The sequence below is a fragment of the Arthrobacter sp. UYEF20 genome (assembly GCF_040546335.1).
In the GTDB taxonomy this organism is placed as follows: domain Bacteria; phylum Actinomycetota; class Actinomycetes; order Actinomycetales; family Micrococcaceae; genus Arthrobacter.
In genome coordinates this window covers 122,264-137,356 of the sequence record NZ_JBEPNP010000006.1, presented here as the reverse complement: position 1 = coordinate 137,356, position 15,093 = coordinate 122,264, and the positions used below count along the sequence as shown (strand labels likewise).

Sequence of the window (15,093 nt, the reverse complement as noted above, 5' to 3'; positions counted from 1 at the left end):
GCATGACGATGAAGGACAGCACAGCACACAAGGTGCGCCGAGGGCGGCGGCCTGGAACGTCGAACACGCGCCAGGCCATACTCGAGGCCGCTCGTGCACGTTTTGCGAACGACGGGTTCGCCGCCACCACGATTCGACTCGTCGCCGCCGACGCCTCTGTTGATGCATCCCAGGTGATGCAGTTCTACCGCTCCAAAGACGAGCTCTTCGCGGCCGTCATGGCCATTCCATCCGAGGCTCTTGAGCGGTTCAATACGGCCTTCGAAGGACCCGACGACGACCTGGGCGAGCGGGTCGTCCGCGCCTACTTGAGCGCATGGGAGGGCGCGCACGACGTGTCGGAGCCCCTCATGGCGATGCTCCGCGGTGCGATCGTCAACGAAAGCGCCGCCGAGCAGCTGCGCAGCTTCATCCAGTCCCGACTCCTCGAGGGAACCCGCGAACGCACGGATACGGATGCCGCGCTGCGGGCAGGCATCGCCTCATCCATGCTCGTCGGCGTCGTCACGGGCCGGCAGATCATCGGCGTACCCACACTCCTCGCGGCAGGAACCGAGGAACTGATCACCGTCCTGGCCCCGGCCATCCAACAAGTGCTGGTACCGCAACCGCCACTTCGAGCCGAACCGGAGAGCCACGCATGAGTCAGATCGACGTCCACGTCTAGTCGTCGCGTCGTCTTACTAAAGGCTAGGTTTATGACACATCGGTACGGGTCTCCATGCACAAACCGCGTAAACAGTCACACACATGTTGTTCCAAGAATCTCGTCTCCGACGAGCGTACGGGACAGCTTTCGGTGCGGTGCCGGTCGTAGCATTAGGCGTATGAAGGTTGGTAACGTCAACGCTCAAGGCGGAAACTGCAATGACCGATGACAGGGATCGGGACGCATCAAGGCGCCCGCGGCAGGCCCGGCCACGTGACGCTCTTGGGCGGCCGCTGCCGTACGGAAGCGCCGGCGTCGAGCCGGTCTCGGAGGAGCCGCTGCCGCCGGTGCAGACGCTGGTCTCGGCCCGGAGTCTGGTGGAAGCCGGCCGGCCGTTCGCTGCCCACGAGGTACTCGAGGCCCGCTGGAAAGCCGGGCCGGCCGAAGAACGCAACCTGTGGCAAGGTCTCGCCCAGATCTGCGTCGGGCTCACCCACGCCGCCCGGGGTAACAGCGTTGGCGCGCTCCGGGTCTTCGAGCGCGGTGCGGCCCGGCTCGAGGAGTACGGTTCCGGCGAAGGGCCGACCTACGGGCTCGACTTGTCCGCCGTTGTGCGTTGCGCACGTGCTCGGATGCGCACCTGCCACTGAGCTTGCGACCAGCATCCCCGCGGCCGGTGCACGCCAAGGTCCGTTAGTTTCTACGGCTCTACGCAACAGCTGTCATTCAACGCAATTGGCAGCGTTGTGGAGTCGGCACCGGGATGATCTTCAGCGTCGCGGCAGACTGCCTTTCGGACCGTATGAGACGCAGGATGCAGTTGCTCGTTGTCTCCGGCACGAGTGAACGTCTGTCGATATGGACCAGTCGAACGCCGCAAGGATTGACGCCGCCCCAGCGTCTGCCGGCAGGCTTCAAGGAGCACCCTGACCGCCCGTTCCATGGCGTCGGCTTCGAATGTCATGGACGGGTCGTGAAGTCCTGGCTGGACGTTCGCTCCGACGGCGAGCATGGCTGCCTGAACTTCGGGGTTTCGCAGTGTGTAGAAATGGAAGTCGTCCGATCCGGACGTAACAATCCGCGGCCGCAAGTGGCCGTCGCCCAGCTCCGTCGCCACTGCCGATGCAAGGGCGGCTTCGGCCCGGGGTCCGATCATGGCCGCTGGTACGGCGTCCCGGAAGTCGAGGTCGATCACTGCCCCTGTTGAGGCCGCCACCCGTGCGCAGACCGAGTCGAGTCCTGCGCGGAGGGAGGACATGACTTCGTTGGTTTGGGCGCGGAGGTCCACTCCAAAGCGTCCGCTGCCCGGTATGACGTTGAGGTTCTCCCCACCGGCGTGGAGCATGGTCATCTTGGCCGAGCTGGGAACTTGCGGGTCAACCCTGAGGCGGCCCAAACCCTCGGAGATTTCGAGCGCAACCTCAACGGCGTTCGCCCCGAGGTGTGGACGCGCCCCGTGATGGTCAGTCCCCGTGATGGTTCCGGAGGCAAACATGCATGCTCCGTGCGAAATGGACGGCGCGAAATAAGGAGCCGGGAGTTCATTTTCCGGGCGTAGGTGCACTCCGAAGAGATACTCAAGCTCATCACTCACGCCAAGGGCCGCCACGAGTTCGGCACCGTTGCCCAGCTCTTCGGCCGGCTGGAAGATCGCCCGCACGGAGCCTTCCAGGACGTCCCCGAGTTCTGCCAGCTCAAGCATGACGGTGGCGATTATTGCCATGTTGGCGTCGTGGCCGCAGGAGTGGACCGCCGTCGGCTCCCCCGCAATGTTTTGTACCAGGGCGTCCATTTCTGCCCGCAGTCCAATCACCGGAGCGCCCGTCCCGACGTCGGCCGTGAAACCCGGGAGGAAGTCGAACCTGCGAACCTTAAGGCCCGCTTGCTCCAGAACCCCCGCGAGGTACTCCGCTGTGGCGAATTCCTGCATGCTCGGTTCAGGATGGTTGTGCAGGTGAGTCCAAATCTCCGCCAACCGGCGGCGCCTCGTGGCGCCGCCACTCACGCGTTGACTTCGCATTCGCTCACCGTGAGCTCGGCAAGAATGTCCGTGTCCACGTCGACTCCGAGCCCAGGCCGCTCAGTGATCTGGACGTTGGGAAGAATGTACTGGAGGTCGCCAGGCTCCTTAGCGAACTTCACGGGACCGGAGAGTTCGGTGGAAACAATGTTCGGGTGGCTGAGGGCCAAGTGGAATCCGGCGGCGGAGGCAATGCTGGTTTCCAGCATGGAACCGATCTGCACTTTGAGTCCGCCGAGTTCAGCCTGAGTCGCCAGGCGATGGCAAGGCGTGATGCCGCCACTCTTCATCAGTTTGAGGTTGACCATGTCCACCGAGCGGTCGCGGACGAACCGCGCGATGTCGCTGGCGTCAACCACGGACTCGTCGGCCATGAGGCGGGCGCTCGTGTCCTGGCGGAGCAGCCGGAAGCCGTCGATATCGTCCGCGAGGATTGGCTGCTCCACCCAGTCAATCCCGAATGGTCCAAGGGCGCGGATCATGGTGCGTGCGGTGGCGGCATCGCCCCAGCCCTGGTTGGCGTCCACCCGAATGGCCAGGTCGTTGCCGATCGCGGCCCGGACCGCCCGCACGCGCTCGATGTCCTGCCCGTCATCGCTGCCGAGCTTCATTTTGAGGTGGCGGTAGCCTTCCCTGCGCGCCTGGAGTGCCTGTGCCGCCAGGACTTCCGGTTCCAGGATGCTCATCACCTTGGCGATGGTTGGTTGTTCAGGCCGCCGGCCGCCGAGCAGCGCATAGATCGGGCGCCCGGCCGCTTTTCCAGCCAGGTCCCAGCAGGCAATGTCGACGGCTGCTTTCGCCGCGCCGCAGCCCTTGAGGACCTGGTTGAGCCGCTGATGGACGGCAGTGATGTCCCGGGGATCCAAGCCCATCACGGCGGGAAGCAACTCGGTTTTGAGGGCTTCGACGGTCCCGGTGGGGGTCTCTCCGGTGATGTGTCCGTCCGGAACGCTCTCGCCGTACCCTGTTTCCCCGTCGTCGGTCTCGAGGGTGAGGATAACGCTCGGCATTGAGGCGTAGGAGGCGTAGGCGACGACAAAGGGTTCCAGCAATGGAACGTCGATGAGGGTGACGGTAGCGCGGGAGATTTTCATTGAGGGCTCACTGTTCGTGGGGAGGGTAGGAACGAGGTACAAGGCATGGAGGGGCCCAACCGCAGCCGCCAAACATGACACTTGGTTTGGTGGTGCATAGGCGGCCGCCTACATGACGCTGTTGAGGAAGGCGGTGGTCCGGGGGTTTTGCGGGTTGTCCAGCACGGCTGCCGGTGCTCCTGATTCCACCACCACGCCGCCGTCCATAAAGACGACGTTGTCTGCGGCGCTACGGGCGAAGCCAATCTCATGAGTGACAACAATCATGGTCATGCCATCGGCGGCCAGCGTGCGCATAACGTCGAGGACGTCGCCTACCAGTTCCGGGTCCAGGGCGCTCGTCGGCTCATCGAACAGCAAAAGTTGGGGATCCATGGCCAGCGCCCTGGCAATCGCTACCCGCTGCTGCTGACCGCCGGAAAGCTGCGCCGGATAGGCCTTCGCCAGGTGCGCCAGGCCCACCCGCTCCAGCAGTTCCATTCCTCGCTTGAGCGCTTGCTGCTTGGGCACTTTTTTCACTCCCACCGGCGCGGCCGAGATGTTCTCCAAGGCAGTCATATGTGGGAAGAGGTTGAAGCGCTGAAACACCATGCCGATGCCTCGCCGCTGCCTGGCCACTTGACGGGGATTCATTTCAAAAATCCGGTCCTGACGCTGGGTATAGCCGATCAGGTCCCCGCCGACGGAAATCCGTCCGCCGTCGATCCGCTCCAAATGATTGATGCAGCGCAGGAAGGTGGACTTGCCGGAACCGGATGGGCCTAATAGGCACATGACCTCCCCGGCGTTGACAGTCAGCGAGATGCCCTTCAATACCTCCACGCTGCCGTAGTGCTTGCGGACGTTGCTGGCAACGAGGAGCGGCGGGGCTGAGGAGCCGATCGCGTGCTCATGGGTGGCGAGGGCCTCGGTCATGGCTGGAGTCCTTTCGATTCTGCGTGGGGCTTGCCTTTGCGGAGCGCCGACAGCATCCTGCCCAGGGGTGTGGGGGCCTGCTGGCGTGCGTTTCCGCGGCCGTAGTGCCGTTCCAGGTAGTACTGCGGAACGGAGAGCACCGTGGTCAGGAAGAGGTACCAGCAGCTGACCACTACGAGCAGTTCCACTTGGCGGAGGTTCTGCGAAGAGATTTGGGTGGCCACGGTGTAAAGCTCGAGTACCGCGATGACAGACAACAGCGAGGTGTTTTTCAGCATCGAGATGGTCTCGTTGCCCATCGGCGGAATGATCACGCGCATCGCTTGCGGCAGCACCACCCGGAAAAGGGCGAAGGCCGGTGACATCCCGAGGGAGTACGCGGCTTCGTGCTGGCCGGTATCCACTGAAAGCAGCCCGCCCCGGATTATTTCCGCTGAATACGCGGCCTGGTTCAGCGTCATGGCCAGCAGCCCTGCCGTGAACGCCGGAACCAGGGTGTTGGTGTCTACTGAGAACACCGTGAAGTCTGTGAACGGGATGCCGAGGGAAATCTGTGCATAGAGCAGCCCCAGGTAGCCCCAGAAGACGATCTGGATCAGCAAGGGGGTGCCGCGGAATACCCACACGTAGAGCCAGGCGAAGGCGTTCATCACCGGATTTTTGGAAAGCCGCATCACCGCGAGCAGCACGCCAAGCAGCGTGGAGACCAGCATGGACACGACCGTCAGCACCAGGGTAAGGCCTATTCCGCCGAGGATCCGGGGGTGGAAAAGGTAGTTGTTGATGGTCGAGTGGTCGATGTTCGGGTTGGACCACAGCGATGAAAAAAGGGCCACCAACCCGAGAGCCAACGCCGCCGCGACCACCCAGCGCCACGGGTGCCGCAACGGAACGGCTACAACGTCGTCGTCGGCAGTGCTGACGATTGCGGTTTCGGTTCCGGTCCCTGCCGCTTCCTCCCGGGAGGGGAGCGTGTTTGCCTGTTTCATGGTTTGGCCGTACCCAAGTTGAGGCCGGTTTCCTTGACCATGTAATCGGAGAGGTCGTACTTCTCGAGGATCTTGCCATAGCTGCCGTCGGCGATGACCGACTGAAGGGCTGCCAGCACGGCCTTGCTGAGCTCCGCATCCTTTTTCAGGACACCGATCCCGGTGTAGACCGGGTTGTAGCCGGCCGGGTTTGCGGGGTCCTTGACGATGTCGAAGATCTTGCCGTCCCCGGCAGTCTTTGCGGCGTAGGCTGCCGCGGCGGAATCGACGACGTCGGCTGCGGCTTTTCCGGAACGGACGGCAGTCTGTACATCCGTTTCCAGCGGCAGCTCGGAGACGCTCACCGGTTCTGATCCCTTGTCCTTGCACTGCTGGTCATAGCTGCGAAGAATCTCCGCCTGCACAGTCGCCTTCTGCACCGCAACGTTCCTGCCGCAAAGGTCCAGCACGGTTGTGATGCTGTCCGGGTTACCCTCGGGCACGAGGATGGAGAACCCGGCATGGAAGTAGTCCACGAAGTCCAGGGTCCCCTGACGCTCAGCGGTGTCGTTCATCCCTGACATGATGATGTCGTTTTTGCCCGACTGCAGCGACGGAATGATGCTGTCGAACGCCTGGGTCTGCAGTTCCAGCCGCACCCCGAGCTTCGCGCCCAAAGCCTGGGCGAGGTCGTAGTCCAGGCCCGTGAGTTTTTGGTTTTCATCGAACATCTCCATGGGCGGATACGGAATGTCCGATGCCACCTTGATGACCCCGGCTGATTTGTAGCGCTCGGGCAGGGCCGCTGCTGCGGCGGGGTCGACGTCGGCGGCGGAGAAAGTCTGCGAATCCGCGACCGGCACTGCTCCTGCCGAACAGGCCGTTAGTCCGACGGCGACGGTCAGGCTGGCAGCGCCAAGGACCTGGCGCGCGATACGCGCGGTAACTGCACGATTGCTGGGGCGCATTCTGTACTCCTGGTGTTGGGTAAGGGTCATGCCTGGTTGGTTTTTGTCAGCCGGTACCAGCCGGTCCGTGTGACTCCGGACGCGTTGTAGCCGGAGGCGAAGGCCGATTCGAAGATCCCGCGGATCCGCAACCGCCACATTCCTGCTTCATCGGAGCTCGCGGCCCTCAGCGCCACGATGTCCTGCGGTGCACGGCACCAGAGGGTGTCCGGGGTTTCGAGGAGTACCGGCCTGGAGTCCGGGCCGTACTCCAGAATGTTGTTCAGGGCCGTTTCGGGCAGTTCCAGTTCTTCGACGGAGGCTTCGCTGCAACTGATGCTCCGCTCGGAGGACAAGGGCCAAATGGCGACGAGCCGGTCGCTTTCATCATTGGCGTTGATGTCGTCGTGCATTTCGCCGTAAAAATCCCGGGCGTACTCGAAGGCATGGGCTCCTAGTTTCGTGAGGTTGAAACGAGCGTTCCGGCTGACCAGCGGGTCAAAGGTCCACGTCATCGTTTCGATTCCGCGGGCCAGCGACCACGCCCGCTGATGCTGTTTGAGGGCGAAACCGACGCCTTTGTCCGCCGCGCCGGGCAGGACACCGGCGATCAGGGAATAGGTAGCCGCTCCAACGGGGGAGACGATGCCAACGGCGGCCCCACACAGCACCCCGTCCGCGTTGTACGCAGCGGAAACATTGCAGCCCGCGTGGGAGATGCTCCGCAGCAAGTCGAAAGGAATAGGCGCTCCGTGGGGAGACATTCCCCAGATCGCAACGAGCAGCCCTTCAACGTCCCGCAGCTTGTCGCGGTCATGTTCATCGACGACTCGGACGCCGGCCCTGGCCGCTGCCGCGGCTGCCGCTTTCCCGGCCTGGCGTGCTGTTGGATTGGCTTCAACAATAAGTGACATGCATCAACTATGGGCTTGGCCCCTACGGCCTGACTTCGGTGCCGGGCACCAACATCGGCACCGAATCTTGTGGGCCAGCACTAGGAGCAGTAGATTTACACCTTGTGGCAACCATCCCGAAAACCCCGGACAGCATCGATTTGCCTGACCTCCTGCAAGTACTGGCGAGCTCCGGACTGGTTCTCCGCTCACACGGAAATTCACCCAGGCTCTCCCTGACGAGCCCAACACTCTATGACCCCCTCGCCCCTTTGGAAGGGTTCCGCGGAGGGATCTTGCTGGGGATAGGCCTCCACCCCGCAGAACCGGAAACAGCCGTCGTGGTCCGGGACGCAGCGCAGGCAGGCTTCGGCGCGATCGTCCTCAAGCAGCTCTCGCAGGACATCGAAGAACTCGCGAACACCGCTGACCAGGCCGGCATAGCACTGTTGGTCGTGGACGACGCCGTGGGGTGGCGGCAACTCGACGCGCTCCTGGACTCGGCCCTCAGTGCCTCCGCGGAAGCCAGCAGATCGCACTCGCCGCTCGGAGTGGGTGACCTGTTTGCGCTGGCCAACGCCATAGCCGCCCTGGTGGGCGGTGCCACCGCCATCGAGAACCTCCAGGAACAAGTTCTCGCATACTCCACCCTGCCCCACCAACCGATCGACGACGACCGGCGGAACGGAATCCTGGGGCGCCAGGTTCCCTACCTACCGGAGAATGCCGGTCAGTATGCCGCCGTGTTCCGGTCCCGCGGCGCCGTGCGCATCGAAGGGGTCCGTCCGGCGATGGACCGTCTGGCCATCGCTGTTCGCGCCGGTAACCAACCGCTGGGGTCCATCTGGGTAGTCGACGCCAGCGGGGATTTGGATTCCGACGCGGAGCAGGCGCTGGAGCGCGCCGCGGATATCGCAGTCCTCCACATCCTGAGGGCACGAAGCACCATTGACCTTGCGCGGCAACAACGGGCCGAGCTCCTCCGCCGGCTTCTCGAAGGCGGAGACGACGTCCAGCTCGTCGCGGAACAGCTCGGGCTGAAGCACTCGGCTCCCTTCGTCGTCGTGGCTTTCCAACTGGAGCTCGGGCAGTCCGACGAGTTGTCCCTGATCCGGCTCGTCGACCTTGTCACGACCCAATGCGAAGCGCACCGGCAGGGTGCGCAGTGCGTACTCATCGGCACCACCATTTATGCGTTGTTCGCCGAGGCCCCCGCCTCAGGCCCCGGGTCCATTGAGACCCTGGCCCGCCGCCTGATCGAGCGCTCAGCGGCTTCGCTGCGGGTCAAGCTGCGGGCGTCAACGGGCTCCACCGTCACCACCGCCGCAGACATCAGCCGGTCCCGGCACGACGCGGACCTTGTCCTGCTGATGCTCGCCTCCGGGCGGAGCGCCGGTGACTATGCCAACGCCCAGGAAGTGCGCAGCCGCCTGACCCTGCTGGAACTCGGCGCACTGTTCCGGAACACGCCCCGCCTCATGTCCCCGGCCGCGGCCAGCATGCTGAAGTACGACGCCGAATCAGGAACCGAATACGCGAAGACCCTGCGCACCTACCTCGATTTCTCCCGCGATTCCGCCAAAACCTCAGCGGCGCTTTCAGTGCACCAGAATACGCTCCGCTATCGCTTGCGGCGTCTTCGGGAACTTTTTGGAATTGATGTGGACCAGCCCGAAGACACAGTGGTTTTGTGGCTCAGCCTGCACGTTCAGGAGTTGTTGTAAGGAAATCGCCCCCTACCGCGATGCGTCTTTTGGAGTAAACGCGAGGAAGCTGCAGCAGGGGCGCCTCTAGGTGGACGGGTAGTCCCTGGATACGGTCGCGCACCCGGAGGCCGTAGGATCCGGAGCATGATTACTTTCGAACGGGCCCGGCAGATCGCCCTCGACACGATCGGTCCTACCTGGGTAGCGGACGAGTGCGGCGATTACGTCGTTGCCGACTACGGCTTCCAGGACGACCGCGCCTGGTGCCTCGTGGACGGTGGCCGCCGGCTCATCATCGACGGTGACTACACTTGCCAGCTCGTCGGCCGAGGCTCCACGCTCGTCGATAAGGAATCCGGCGAGGTCTACTCCTTGAATTACCTGGAAGACCCGGACCGGTTCAACGCCATGACCGAGGTCGGCCAGCACCCGCCGGGGGATTCTGCCGGCTAAAAGACGCGTCCGTTGGGCAGAAGTACCTAGCCGGACAGCTCCTGACGCCGCTGCCGCAGCTCCCGGACCGTGTGATTGAGCGGTGAGCCGGTGAACGGCAGAGCCTCCAGGTCGATCCCGGCTGCTGCACGCAGGGCGAGCGCATTCGCCGATGCGGCTGCCCGCTGGGGAAGACCGATAGAGTCCGCGAACTCCTGCCAGTGCCCGGCCCTCAAATTCTTTGCCCGGCCGGCCACCGGCAGCGCCATGGTGTCGTCCCCGTACAGGAGGGTGCAGGGGATGTCGTAGACCGGCGCCACGACGAAGCCTCCGTGCCGGCCTCCCAGGATGGCGACGTTCTTGGCGTGCAGGTCGCCGTTGCCGGTCAGCCAGGCGAACACGAACTGGAGGTACAGGTTCCTGACGGCGACGACGGGTGCCTTGCAGGCGCCGGCGAGGGCGGCAACAACCTCCTCAGAGGTCACGTTGTACTTGGACGACGGCGGCAGACCCAGGACCTGGGCGCCGTCTTCCATCGCCAGGTGCCGCCACTCGCCGCCGTCGCTCGTCCGGTCGAAACGGGTGACCAGGAGGCCCGGAAGGCCGTTCCGGTCCTCGACGACGGAAGCGGTCGAGACGGGGATTTTCAGCGCTTTTGCCGCTGCCAGGTGCCTGGCCTCGTTGTGGACCAGGTGCGGGTGGTTCGGCGGATCCAGCTTGAGGATGTACCGGCCGTCGCGTGCTGCCAGCGGTGCCGAGAGCATGGAGGCGCTGGCCTTTGGCTGGACGCCGGGCAGGGCATGGAGGTCTACCGCAACCGCCAGAGCACCAAAGTCCAGGTGGGACGGGTCAGTAGTATCGGCCAGCGGGTCCGGTTCGGCAGGTGTTTCACCGGCCGGGACGATCTGCACGTCACCGGGAGCGTCGGCGCCGACGGCCAGGAGCAGCGTCAGTTCGTCGCTGAGGCTTGTCTTGGCCGCATCCTTCAGGACCCTCAGGCGGTGACCTTCGGGAAGGAGTCCTGCGAAGAACGCGGGCAGTCCGCCGCCCGGCGTCTCGATGACCACATCGCGCGCCGGCAGGGTCGTGGCCACGCCGGGGAGTCCTGCTTCCAGGTAGTCCGGATCGTAGGCGAAGGAGGTGCCCCCGGTAGCGGTGCGGCTCAGGTGGCCGGCCAGCTTTCCCTGCCGGTAGACGTCGGCGGCGGGCAGGAACCGCAGGCGCTGCAGATCAGCTGCCATCGGTCATCACCCGCAGTCCGAGCACGTTGGCGACGGCGACGACGGCGGCCAGCGTCGGGTTGCCGGTTCCGGTCTCGATGGCCCGGACGGTGCGTTCCGACACTCCGGCCAGATCCGCCAGGTCGCTTTGCTTCAGCCCGGCCTCTTTTCGGGCGGACCGGACGGTGGCAGCGATGGACTCTACGTCCCCCATCAATGTCCTCCCATCGGCAACATATTGCCGTTTCCTTACTCTTCCGCCTATTCTCGGTCATCAGAGGGTCTTTCGGCAATATGTTGCCGCTTTTCGGTCCAAGGGACTCCTGCTGTGTGATTAGAAACCCAACCGGCAAGATGCTGCCGGTGGCAGAGGGCGAACTCGAATACTCGGGCCGCCTTCAGGACCTGGGTGCGGAGCACGCAACCGGCACGGCCCGGCTCCACCACGATAGCCACCCAGCTGTGATGAGACTCACCCGCAAAAATCGCCATCTAGCTTGAGTCGTTTGCGCCGCGCCATGCACTATGGAAAGGCACGGCAGGGAACCCAAATTCCCGCCACAGCAACCCTGACCACTCCGGCAATATGCGCAGGCAGTGGATCAGCGGCAAAGTTTTACCCATCCTGGTGGACGCAATGAGGCCAAACCGGTGAGCTCGCAGAGCTGCCCAGAGGTCTCAGTCGTTCCTGGTTTGGCCCCAAGGCTCCGCATCGGTGCGGCAGCCGGACACCCGGATTCATGAATGGAAGCACTGAACAATGACGTTTGAAACTGCCAACTCCGTAACCCACAAGCTTTGGGACCGCTCCACGATGCACCACGAGCTGGACGCCCTGGTCCACGACCTCTCGGTCCGGCACAACACCGCGAAGAGCAACATCGCGGTCCACGCCAGCGGGCCGAACACTTTCACGCTCAGCCTGAACCACGGCGAAGCCAACCTCGAGGCAGTTTCGGCCTAGTAAACCCAACGGCGCTGAGCGGACTCCAGCGCGAGGCCATCCGTAGGATGACCTGCCGCAGCAGTGAAACGGACGACGGCGGGACTTCCCCGCCGTCGTCCGCCTGCGTTTGGCGGGTGCTTTACGGTGCCGTGTTCCAGACTTCCTCGGACACGGGGATCCACCAGTCACGGGCCTCGCCCGCACCGATGTAAGCGGGCCAGCGGAAGTCCGTGGGCGCAGTGAATTCGGCGGGCAGGAGCGGGGCCACGGATCCGCGCCGGACCTTCTCGGCATCGAACTCGGCCTTTGCCGCCGCCAGGAGATCCGGCTGGGTCACCAGGTCCAGCACCATGCCGGCGATCATCTTGCCGGTGGCGGTGATGGTGGGGTCGATGGTTTCCGGGATGCCGCCCATCGCCGTCATGGCCCAGCCCGGGTAGGCGGTGCCCTTGCCGTCCGGGGCCAGGGTTGGCCGGGCGGTGTAGAAGCGGATGGTGGGCGCGTACCAGGTCATCTCCACGTAGTCGTCGCTGGTCCAGTTCTGCTGCGTTGCCGGAATGTGCCGGCGCAGCTCCGTCTCGGCGTCCTGCGGGCTGATCAGTTCCGCCGTCGCCGGGTGGAACGGGTTCTCCATGGGCTCCACCCCGCACGAGGCCTGGATTTCGCGGCCGATCTCCCGGGCCCGCTCGTCCAGGACCGGTGCCCCGACGGCGGCGATGTTCTCCCACGCCAGCTGCGCCACCGTGTGGTTGGCGATGCCCGGCCGGTTGCGCGCCACCCAGCGCGAACTGACGGTGCAGTGCGAGGCAGCCGCGGCCAGTTCGGCGTTGCGGTCCAGCACGGCGAGCACGGAATCCGCCTCGGCCAGGCTCGGGCAGCGCCAGGAGTACTGGATCTGGGCCAGCCCGGCCGGCTGGTTGTCCGCCGTCGCCTGGCCGGCGGTGAGGATCGCCTCGGACAGCGACCAGCCGCCGGCCTGCGGAAGCATGGAATCCTGGGTGGTCTTGGTCAGCGAGAACATCGTGAACAGGGCCGCGTCGGCGCCGGGAGCCCGCGCGGCGGAGTGCGAGGACGGGATGGGGCTGTCCCCGTAGGTGTTGTTCCAGCCTTCCGGGTTGTCGCAGGTGAAGGTGTAGATCTTGCTGTAGTACGAGCCGCAGTGGGTGTCCCAGCGCGCGGTGTTGCACAGCGGCATCATGTAGAACGGGTGGTACGAAATGATGGCGTCGAGGTTGTCGTAGTAGCCGCGCAGGCCGTGGACCACCTTGGAACCCTGGACCTTCTCGGCCGGCTCGCCCGTGTACGCCAGGGTGCCCGGGATGCCGTGCCGTTCCATGGCGTCCTTCGCCGCGAGGAACCCGGCGAGCGTGGAGATGCCCAAGGCGGAATGCGGGTCCGTGTGGCCCGGCGCGAACCGGGACATCCCGGTGCGGGGCTCGCGCTTGGTGGAGGCGGCCTGGCAGTTGCCGGGGATGGCGTCGTATTCGGCGTAGCCCAGGATCCGGGCGCCGGGGCCGGCGGGGCTGGTCCACTCGGCGGCGAAGGCAGTGGGCATGCCGCCGCTGCCTTCCTCCACAGTGAAGCCGTGTTCGCGCAGGGTTTTCACGTACCAGGCGCAGGACTCGTACTCGCGCCAGGCCGGTTCGGCGAGCTCCCAGATGTTCGTGTGCCAGGCGGAGAGCTGTTCCTTCTGCTCCTCAACCCAGCCCCACGCGGTGGTCTTCAAATCTGCGTTCTTGAGCGTTTCGCTCATGGCATTCCTTCCAAAAGTATCCAACGTTCTTGAGAACACCGCTCCCACCCCGGCGACCCTCTATCACCTTTCACGGCTTTCCACCGGACGCTCTCTCACTTCCTCAAAGAAAGTGAGAGAGCGTCGATCAAAAAGAGCGCCAAAAGTGAGAGAGCGTCGGGGGAAGGAGGCAGTTCAGCGGACCAGCAGTTTCCGGTTCACGAATTCGTCCATGCCAAGCGGCCCCAGTTCGCGTCCCACGCCGCTGTTCTTGACCCCGCCAAAGGGCAGCGCGGCCGACGACGGCGCGAGCCGGTTCACGCTGACCATGCCGACTTCCAGCCGCTCGGCGATGCGGCCTGCCCGGCCGGCGTCGGCGGTAAAGACCGTTGCGCCCAGTCCGTACGGCGAATCGTTGGCCAGCCGGACGGCGTCGTCCTCATCCTCGGCCCGGTAGACCACGGCCACCGGGCCGAAGAGCTCCTCGCGGTAGGCGCGCGTGCCCGGCCGCACACCGGTCAGCAGCGCCGGTGCCACGTGGGCTTCCCCCGCCGCCGTGCTGAACCCGCCGCAGTGCAGCGTGGCACCGTCGCCGACGGCGCCCTCCACCTGCGCGAGCAGTGTCCGGGCCGCAGCGGCGGAGGACATCGGGGCAAGCCGGGTGGCCGGGTCCAGGGGGTCACCGGGCACGTACGCGGTCAGCCTGGCCGCCAGCCCGGCGACGAAGTCCTCGTACAGCGGCGCCCCCACAATGAAACGCTTGGGCGAGGTGCAGGCCTGGCCGGCGTTCTCCATCCGCGCCGCCGCGGCAAGGCCAACCACGGAGTCCAGGTCCTCGCTGTCCAGGACAATGAAGGCGTCTGATCCGCCCAGCTCCAGGACGTGCTTCTTGAGTCCGGCCCCGGCCAGGGCCCCCACTGCTACGCCGGCCCGTTCGCTTCCGGTGAGCGAGACCCCCTGGATGCGGGGATCGGACACCAACACGGCCGTCTGTTCCACGCCGGCCAGCACGGTGCGGTACGCACCTGCCGGCAGTCCGGCGTCGAGCAGCAGCTCTTCGAGGGCCTGCGCCGAACGCGGGCACGCCGGCGCCGGCTTGATCAGCAGCGTGTTGCCCAGCATGAGGTTCGGCGCCGCGAAACGGGCGATCTGATAGTACGGGTAGTTCCACGGCATGATGCCAAGGATCGGCCCCAGCGGGCGTCGCTGCAGCACCGCGCCGGCGTAGTCCAACGTCTGGTCCGCCAGGAAGCCCGGCCCGTGCTCGGCGTAGTACGCGAAGATCTCGGCGCACAGCTCCACTTCGGACGCGGCTTCGGCCAGCAGTTTGCCCATTTCCTCGGTGGCAAGCCGGGCGAGCTTGTCCTTCCTTTCGAGCAACAGCCCGGCGGCGGTCCGCAGCACCGCGGCCCGCCGTTCCGCCGTCGCCGGTCCCCAGCCGGCAAAGGCGCGGCGTGCCGAATCGACGGCGTCTTCAACCTCCGCCGCCGTGGCCTCCGCGTACTGGGCAAGCACCTCTCCCGTGGCGGGGTTGAGCACCCGGAACGCGGTGCCGGCCCTGGCCATGGTGC

At 65.1% G+C, this 15,093-nt stretch carries 15 protein-coding genes; 5 read left to right on the top strand and 10 right to left on the bottom strand.

Translation table 11 applies throughout. From position 1 onward, the window contains the following. The first annotated feature begins 2 nt into the window (after positions 1–2). A complete protein-coding gene (locus ABIB26_RS09270; RefSeq protein ID WP_354241692.1) occupies positions 3–644 on the top strand; it encodes a TetR/AcrR family transcriptional regulator in 642 nt (213 codons plus the stop codon). A 223-nt stretch (positions 645–867) separates the two neighbouring features. Continuing rightward, a complete protein-coding gene (locus tag ABIB26_RS09265) occupies positions 868–1,299 on the top strand; it encodes a DUF309 domain-containing protein (RefSeq protein WP_354241690.1) in 432 nt (143 codons plus the stop codon). 50 nt (positions 1,300–1,349) lie between these two features. Here the strand turns inward: ABIB26_RS09265 and ABIB26_RS09260 are convergent, their stop codons facing one another. From ABIB26_RS09260 to ABIB26_RS09235, 6 genes are all read right to left on the bottom strand, one after another. Beyond that, on the bottom strand, positions 1,350–2,669 hold the full coding sequence (locus ABIB26_RS09260) for an amidohydrolase (protein WP_354241687.1): 1,320 nt from the start codon (positions 2,667–2,669) through the stop codon (positions 1,350–1,352). Continuing rightward, on the bottom strand, positions 2,651–3,763 hold the full coding sequence (locus ABIB26_RS09255; RefSeq protein ID WP_354241684.1) for a mandelate racemase/muconate lactonizing enzyme family protein: 1,113 nt from the start codon (positions 3,761–3,763) through the stop codon (positions 2,651–2,653). The genes ABIB26_RS09260 and ABIB26_RS09255 overlap by 19 nt, the downstream gene beginning before the upstream one ends. Before the next feature lie 108 nt (positions 3,764–3,871). Next, positions 3,872–4,678, bottom strand: coding sequence for an amino acid ABC transporter ATP-binding protein (locus tag ABIB26_RS09250; RefSeq protein WP_354241681.1), 807 nt, complete (start codon positions 4,676–4,678; stop codon positions 3,872–3,874). Further along, complete coding sequence (locus tag ABIB26_RS09245) at positions 4,675–5,667, bottom strand: amino acid ABC transporter permease (protein WP_354241679.1); 993 nt, start codon at positions 5,665–5,667, stop codon at positions 4,675–4,677. Before ABIB26_RS09245 ends, ABIB26_RS09250 begins: the two co-directional genes overlap by 4 nt. After that, positions 5,664–6,614: an ABC transporter substrate-binding protein gene (locus ABIB26_RS09240; RefSeq protein ID WP_354241676.1), complete on the bottom strand. Its 951-nt coding sequence runs from the start codon at positions 6,612–6,614 to the stop codon at positions 5,664–5,666. Before ABIB26_RS09240 ends, ABIB26_RS09245 begins: the two co-directional genes overlap by 4 nt. Positions 6,615–6,640: 26 nt before the next feature. Further along, a complete protein-coding gene (locus ABIB26_RS09235) occupies positions 6,641–7,507 on the bottom strand; it encodes a hypothetical protein (protein WP_354241673.1) in 867 nt (288 codons plus the stop codon). Between the two features lie 275 nt (positions 7,508–7,782). On the opposite strand from ABIB26_RS09235, the gene ABIB26_RS09230 reads away from it, so the two are divergent. Both ABIB26_RS09230 and ABIB26_RS09225 read left to right on the top strand, forming a co-directional pair. After that, the gene (locus ABIB26_RS09230) at positions 7,783–9,210 is read left to right on the top strand and encodes a PucR family transcriptional regulator (RefSeq protein ID WP_354241671.1); all 1,428 of its coding nucleotides are present in this window, start codon (positions 7,783–7,785) and stop codon (positions 9,208–9,210) included. Between the two features lie 126 nt (positions 9,211–9,336). Beyond that, positions 9,337–9,645: a hypothetical protein gene (locus ABIB26_RS09225; RefSeq protein WP_354241668.1), complete on the top strand. Its 309-nt coding sequence runs from the start codon at positions 9,337–9,339 to the stop codon at positions 9,643–9,645. A 26-nt stretch (positions 9,646–9,671) separates the two neighbouring features. On the opposite strand, the gene ABIB26_RS09220 is transcribed toward ABIB26_RS09225, so the two are convergent. Together ABIB26_RS09220 and ABIB26_RS09215 are read right to left on the bottom strand one after the other, a co-directional pair. Then, on the bottom strand, positions 9,672–10,865 hold the full coding sequence (locus ABIB26_RS09220; protein WP_354241665.1) for a type II toxin-antitoxin system HipA family toxin: 1,194 nt from the start codon (positions 10,863–10,865) through the stop codon (positions 9,672–9,674). After that, positions 10,855–11,058 carry a helix-turn-helix transcriptional regulator gene (locus tag ABIB26_RS09215; RefSeq protein ID WP_354241662.1) on the bottom strand — a complete coding sequence of 68 codons (204 nt, stop codon included), beginning with the start codon at positions 11,056–11,058 and terminating at the stop codon, positions 10,855–10,857. Before ABIB26_RS09215 ends, ABIB26_RS09220 begins: the two co-directional genes overlap by 11 nt. A 546-nt stretch (positions 11,059–11,604) precedes the next feature. Here ABIB26_RS09215 and ABIB26_RS09210 point away from each other — a divergent pair. Continuing rightward, complete coding sequence (locus tag ABIB26_RS09210) at positions 11,605–11,808, top strand: hypothetical protein (RefSeq protein WP_354241660.1); 204 nt, start codon at positions 11,605–11,607, stop codon at positions 11,806–11,808. A gap of 121 nt (positions 11,809–11,929) precedes the next feature. Here the strand turns inward: ABIB26_RS09210 and ABIB26_RS09205 are convergent, their stop codons facing one another. Further along, positions 11,930–13,543, bottom strand: a complete 1,614-nt coding sequence (locus ABIB26_RS09205) for a zinc-binding metallopeptidase family protein (protein WP_354241658.1) — start codon at positions 13,541–13,543, stop codon at positions 11,930–11,932. 174 nt (positions 13,544–13,717) lie between these two features. Beyond that, positions 13,718–15,088 (bottom strand): NAD-dependent succinate-semialdehyde dehydrogenase, encoded by a 1,371-nt coding sequence (locus ABIB26_RS09200; protein ID WP_354241948.1) that lies wholly within the window; start codon positions 15,086–15,088, stop codon positions 13,718–13,720. Positions 15,089–15,093: the final 5 nt, after the last annotated feature.

Bases quoted from the DNA above. Each gene is read 5' to 3' on its own strand.
- ABIB26_RS09220 (WP_354241665.1), bottom strand. From the start codon at position 10,865: ATGGCAGCTGATCTGCAGCGCCTGCGGTTCCTGCCCGCCGCCGACGTC.
- ABIB26_RS09210 (WP_354241660.1), top strand. From the start codon at position 11,605: ATGACGTTTGAAACTGCCAACTCCGTAACCCACAAGCTTTGGGACCGC.
- ABIB26_RS09240 (WP_354241676.1), bottom strand. From the start codon at position 6,614: ATGCGCCCCAGCAATCGTGCAGTTACCGCGCGTATCGCGCGCCAGGTC.
- ABIB26_RS09235 (WP_354241673.1), bottom strand. From the start codon at position 7,507: ATGTCACTTATTGTTGAAGCCAATCCAACAGCACGCCAGGCCGGGAAA.
- ABIB26_RS09215 (WP_354241662.1), bottom strand. From the start codon at position 11,058: ATGGGGGACGTAGAGTCCATCGCTGCCACCGTCCGGTCCGCCCGAAAA.
- ABIB26_RS09260 (WP_354241687.1), bottom strand. From the start codon at position 2,669: ATGCGAAGTCAACGCGTGAGTGGCGGCGCCACGAGGCGCCGCCGGTTG.
- ABIB26_RS09225 (WP_354241668.1), top strand. From the start codon at position 9,337: ATGATTACTTTCGAACGGGCCCGGCAGATCGCCCTCGACACGATCGGT.
- ABIB26_RS09255 (WP_354241684.1), bottom strand. From the start codon at position 3,763: ATGAAAATCTCCCGCGCTACCGTCACCCTCATCGACGTTCCATTGCTG.
- ABIB26_RS09250 (WP_354241681.1), bottom strand. From the start codon at position 4,678: ATGACCGAGGCCCTCGCCACCCATGAGCACGCGATCGGCTCCTCAGCC.
- ABIB26_RS09265 (WP_354241690.1), top strand. From the start codon at position 868: ATGACCGATGACAGGGATCGGGACGCATCAAGGCGCCCGCGGCAGGCC.
- ABIB26_RS09205 (WP_354241658.1), bottom strand. From the start codon at position 13,543: ATGAGCGAAACGCTCAAGAACGCAGATTTGAAGACCACCGCGTGGGGC.
- ABIB26_RS09200 (WP_354241948.1), bottom strand. From the start codon at position 15,088: ATGGCCAGGGCCGGCACCGCGTTCCGGGTGCTCAACCCCGCCACGGGA.
- ABIB26_RS09270 (WP_354241692.1), top strand. From the start codon at position 3: ATGACGATGAAGGACAGCACAGCACACAAGGTGCGCCGAGGGCGGCGG.
- ABIB26_RS09245 (WP_354241679.1), bottom strand. From the start codon at position 5,667: ATGAAACAGGCAAACACGCTCCCCTCCCGGGAGGAAGCGGCAGGGACC.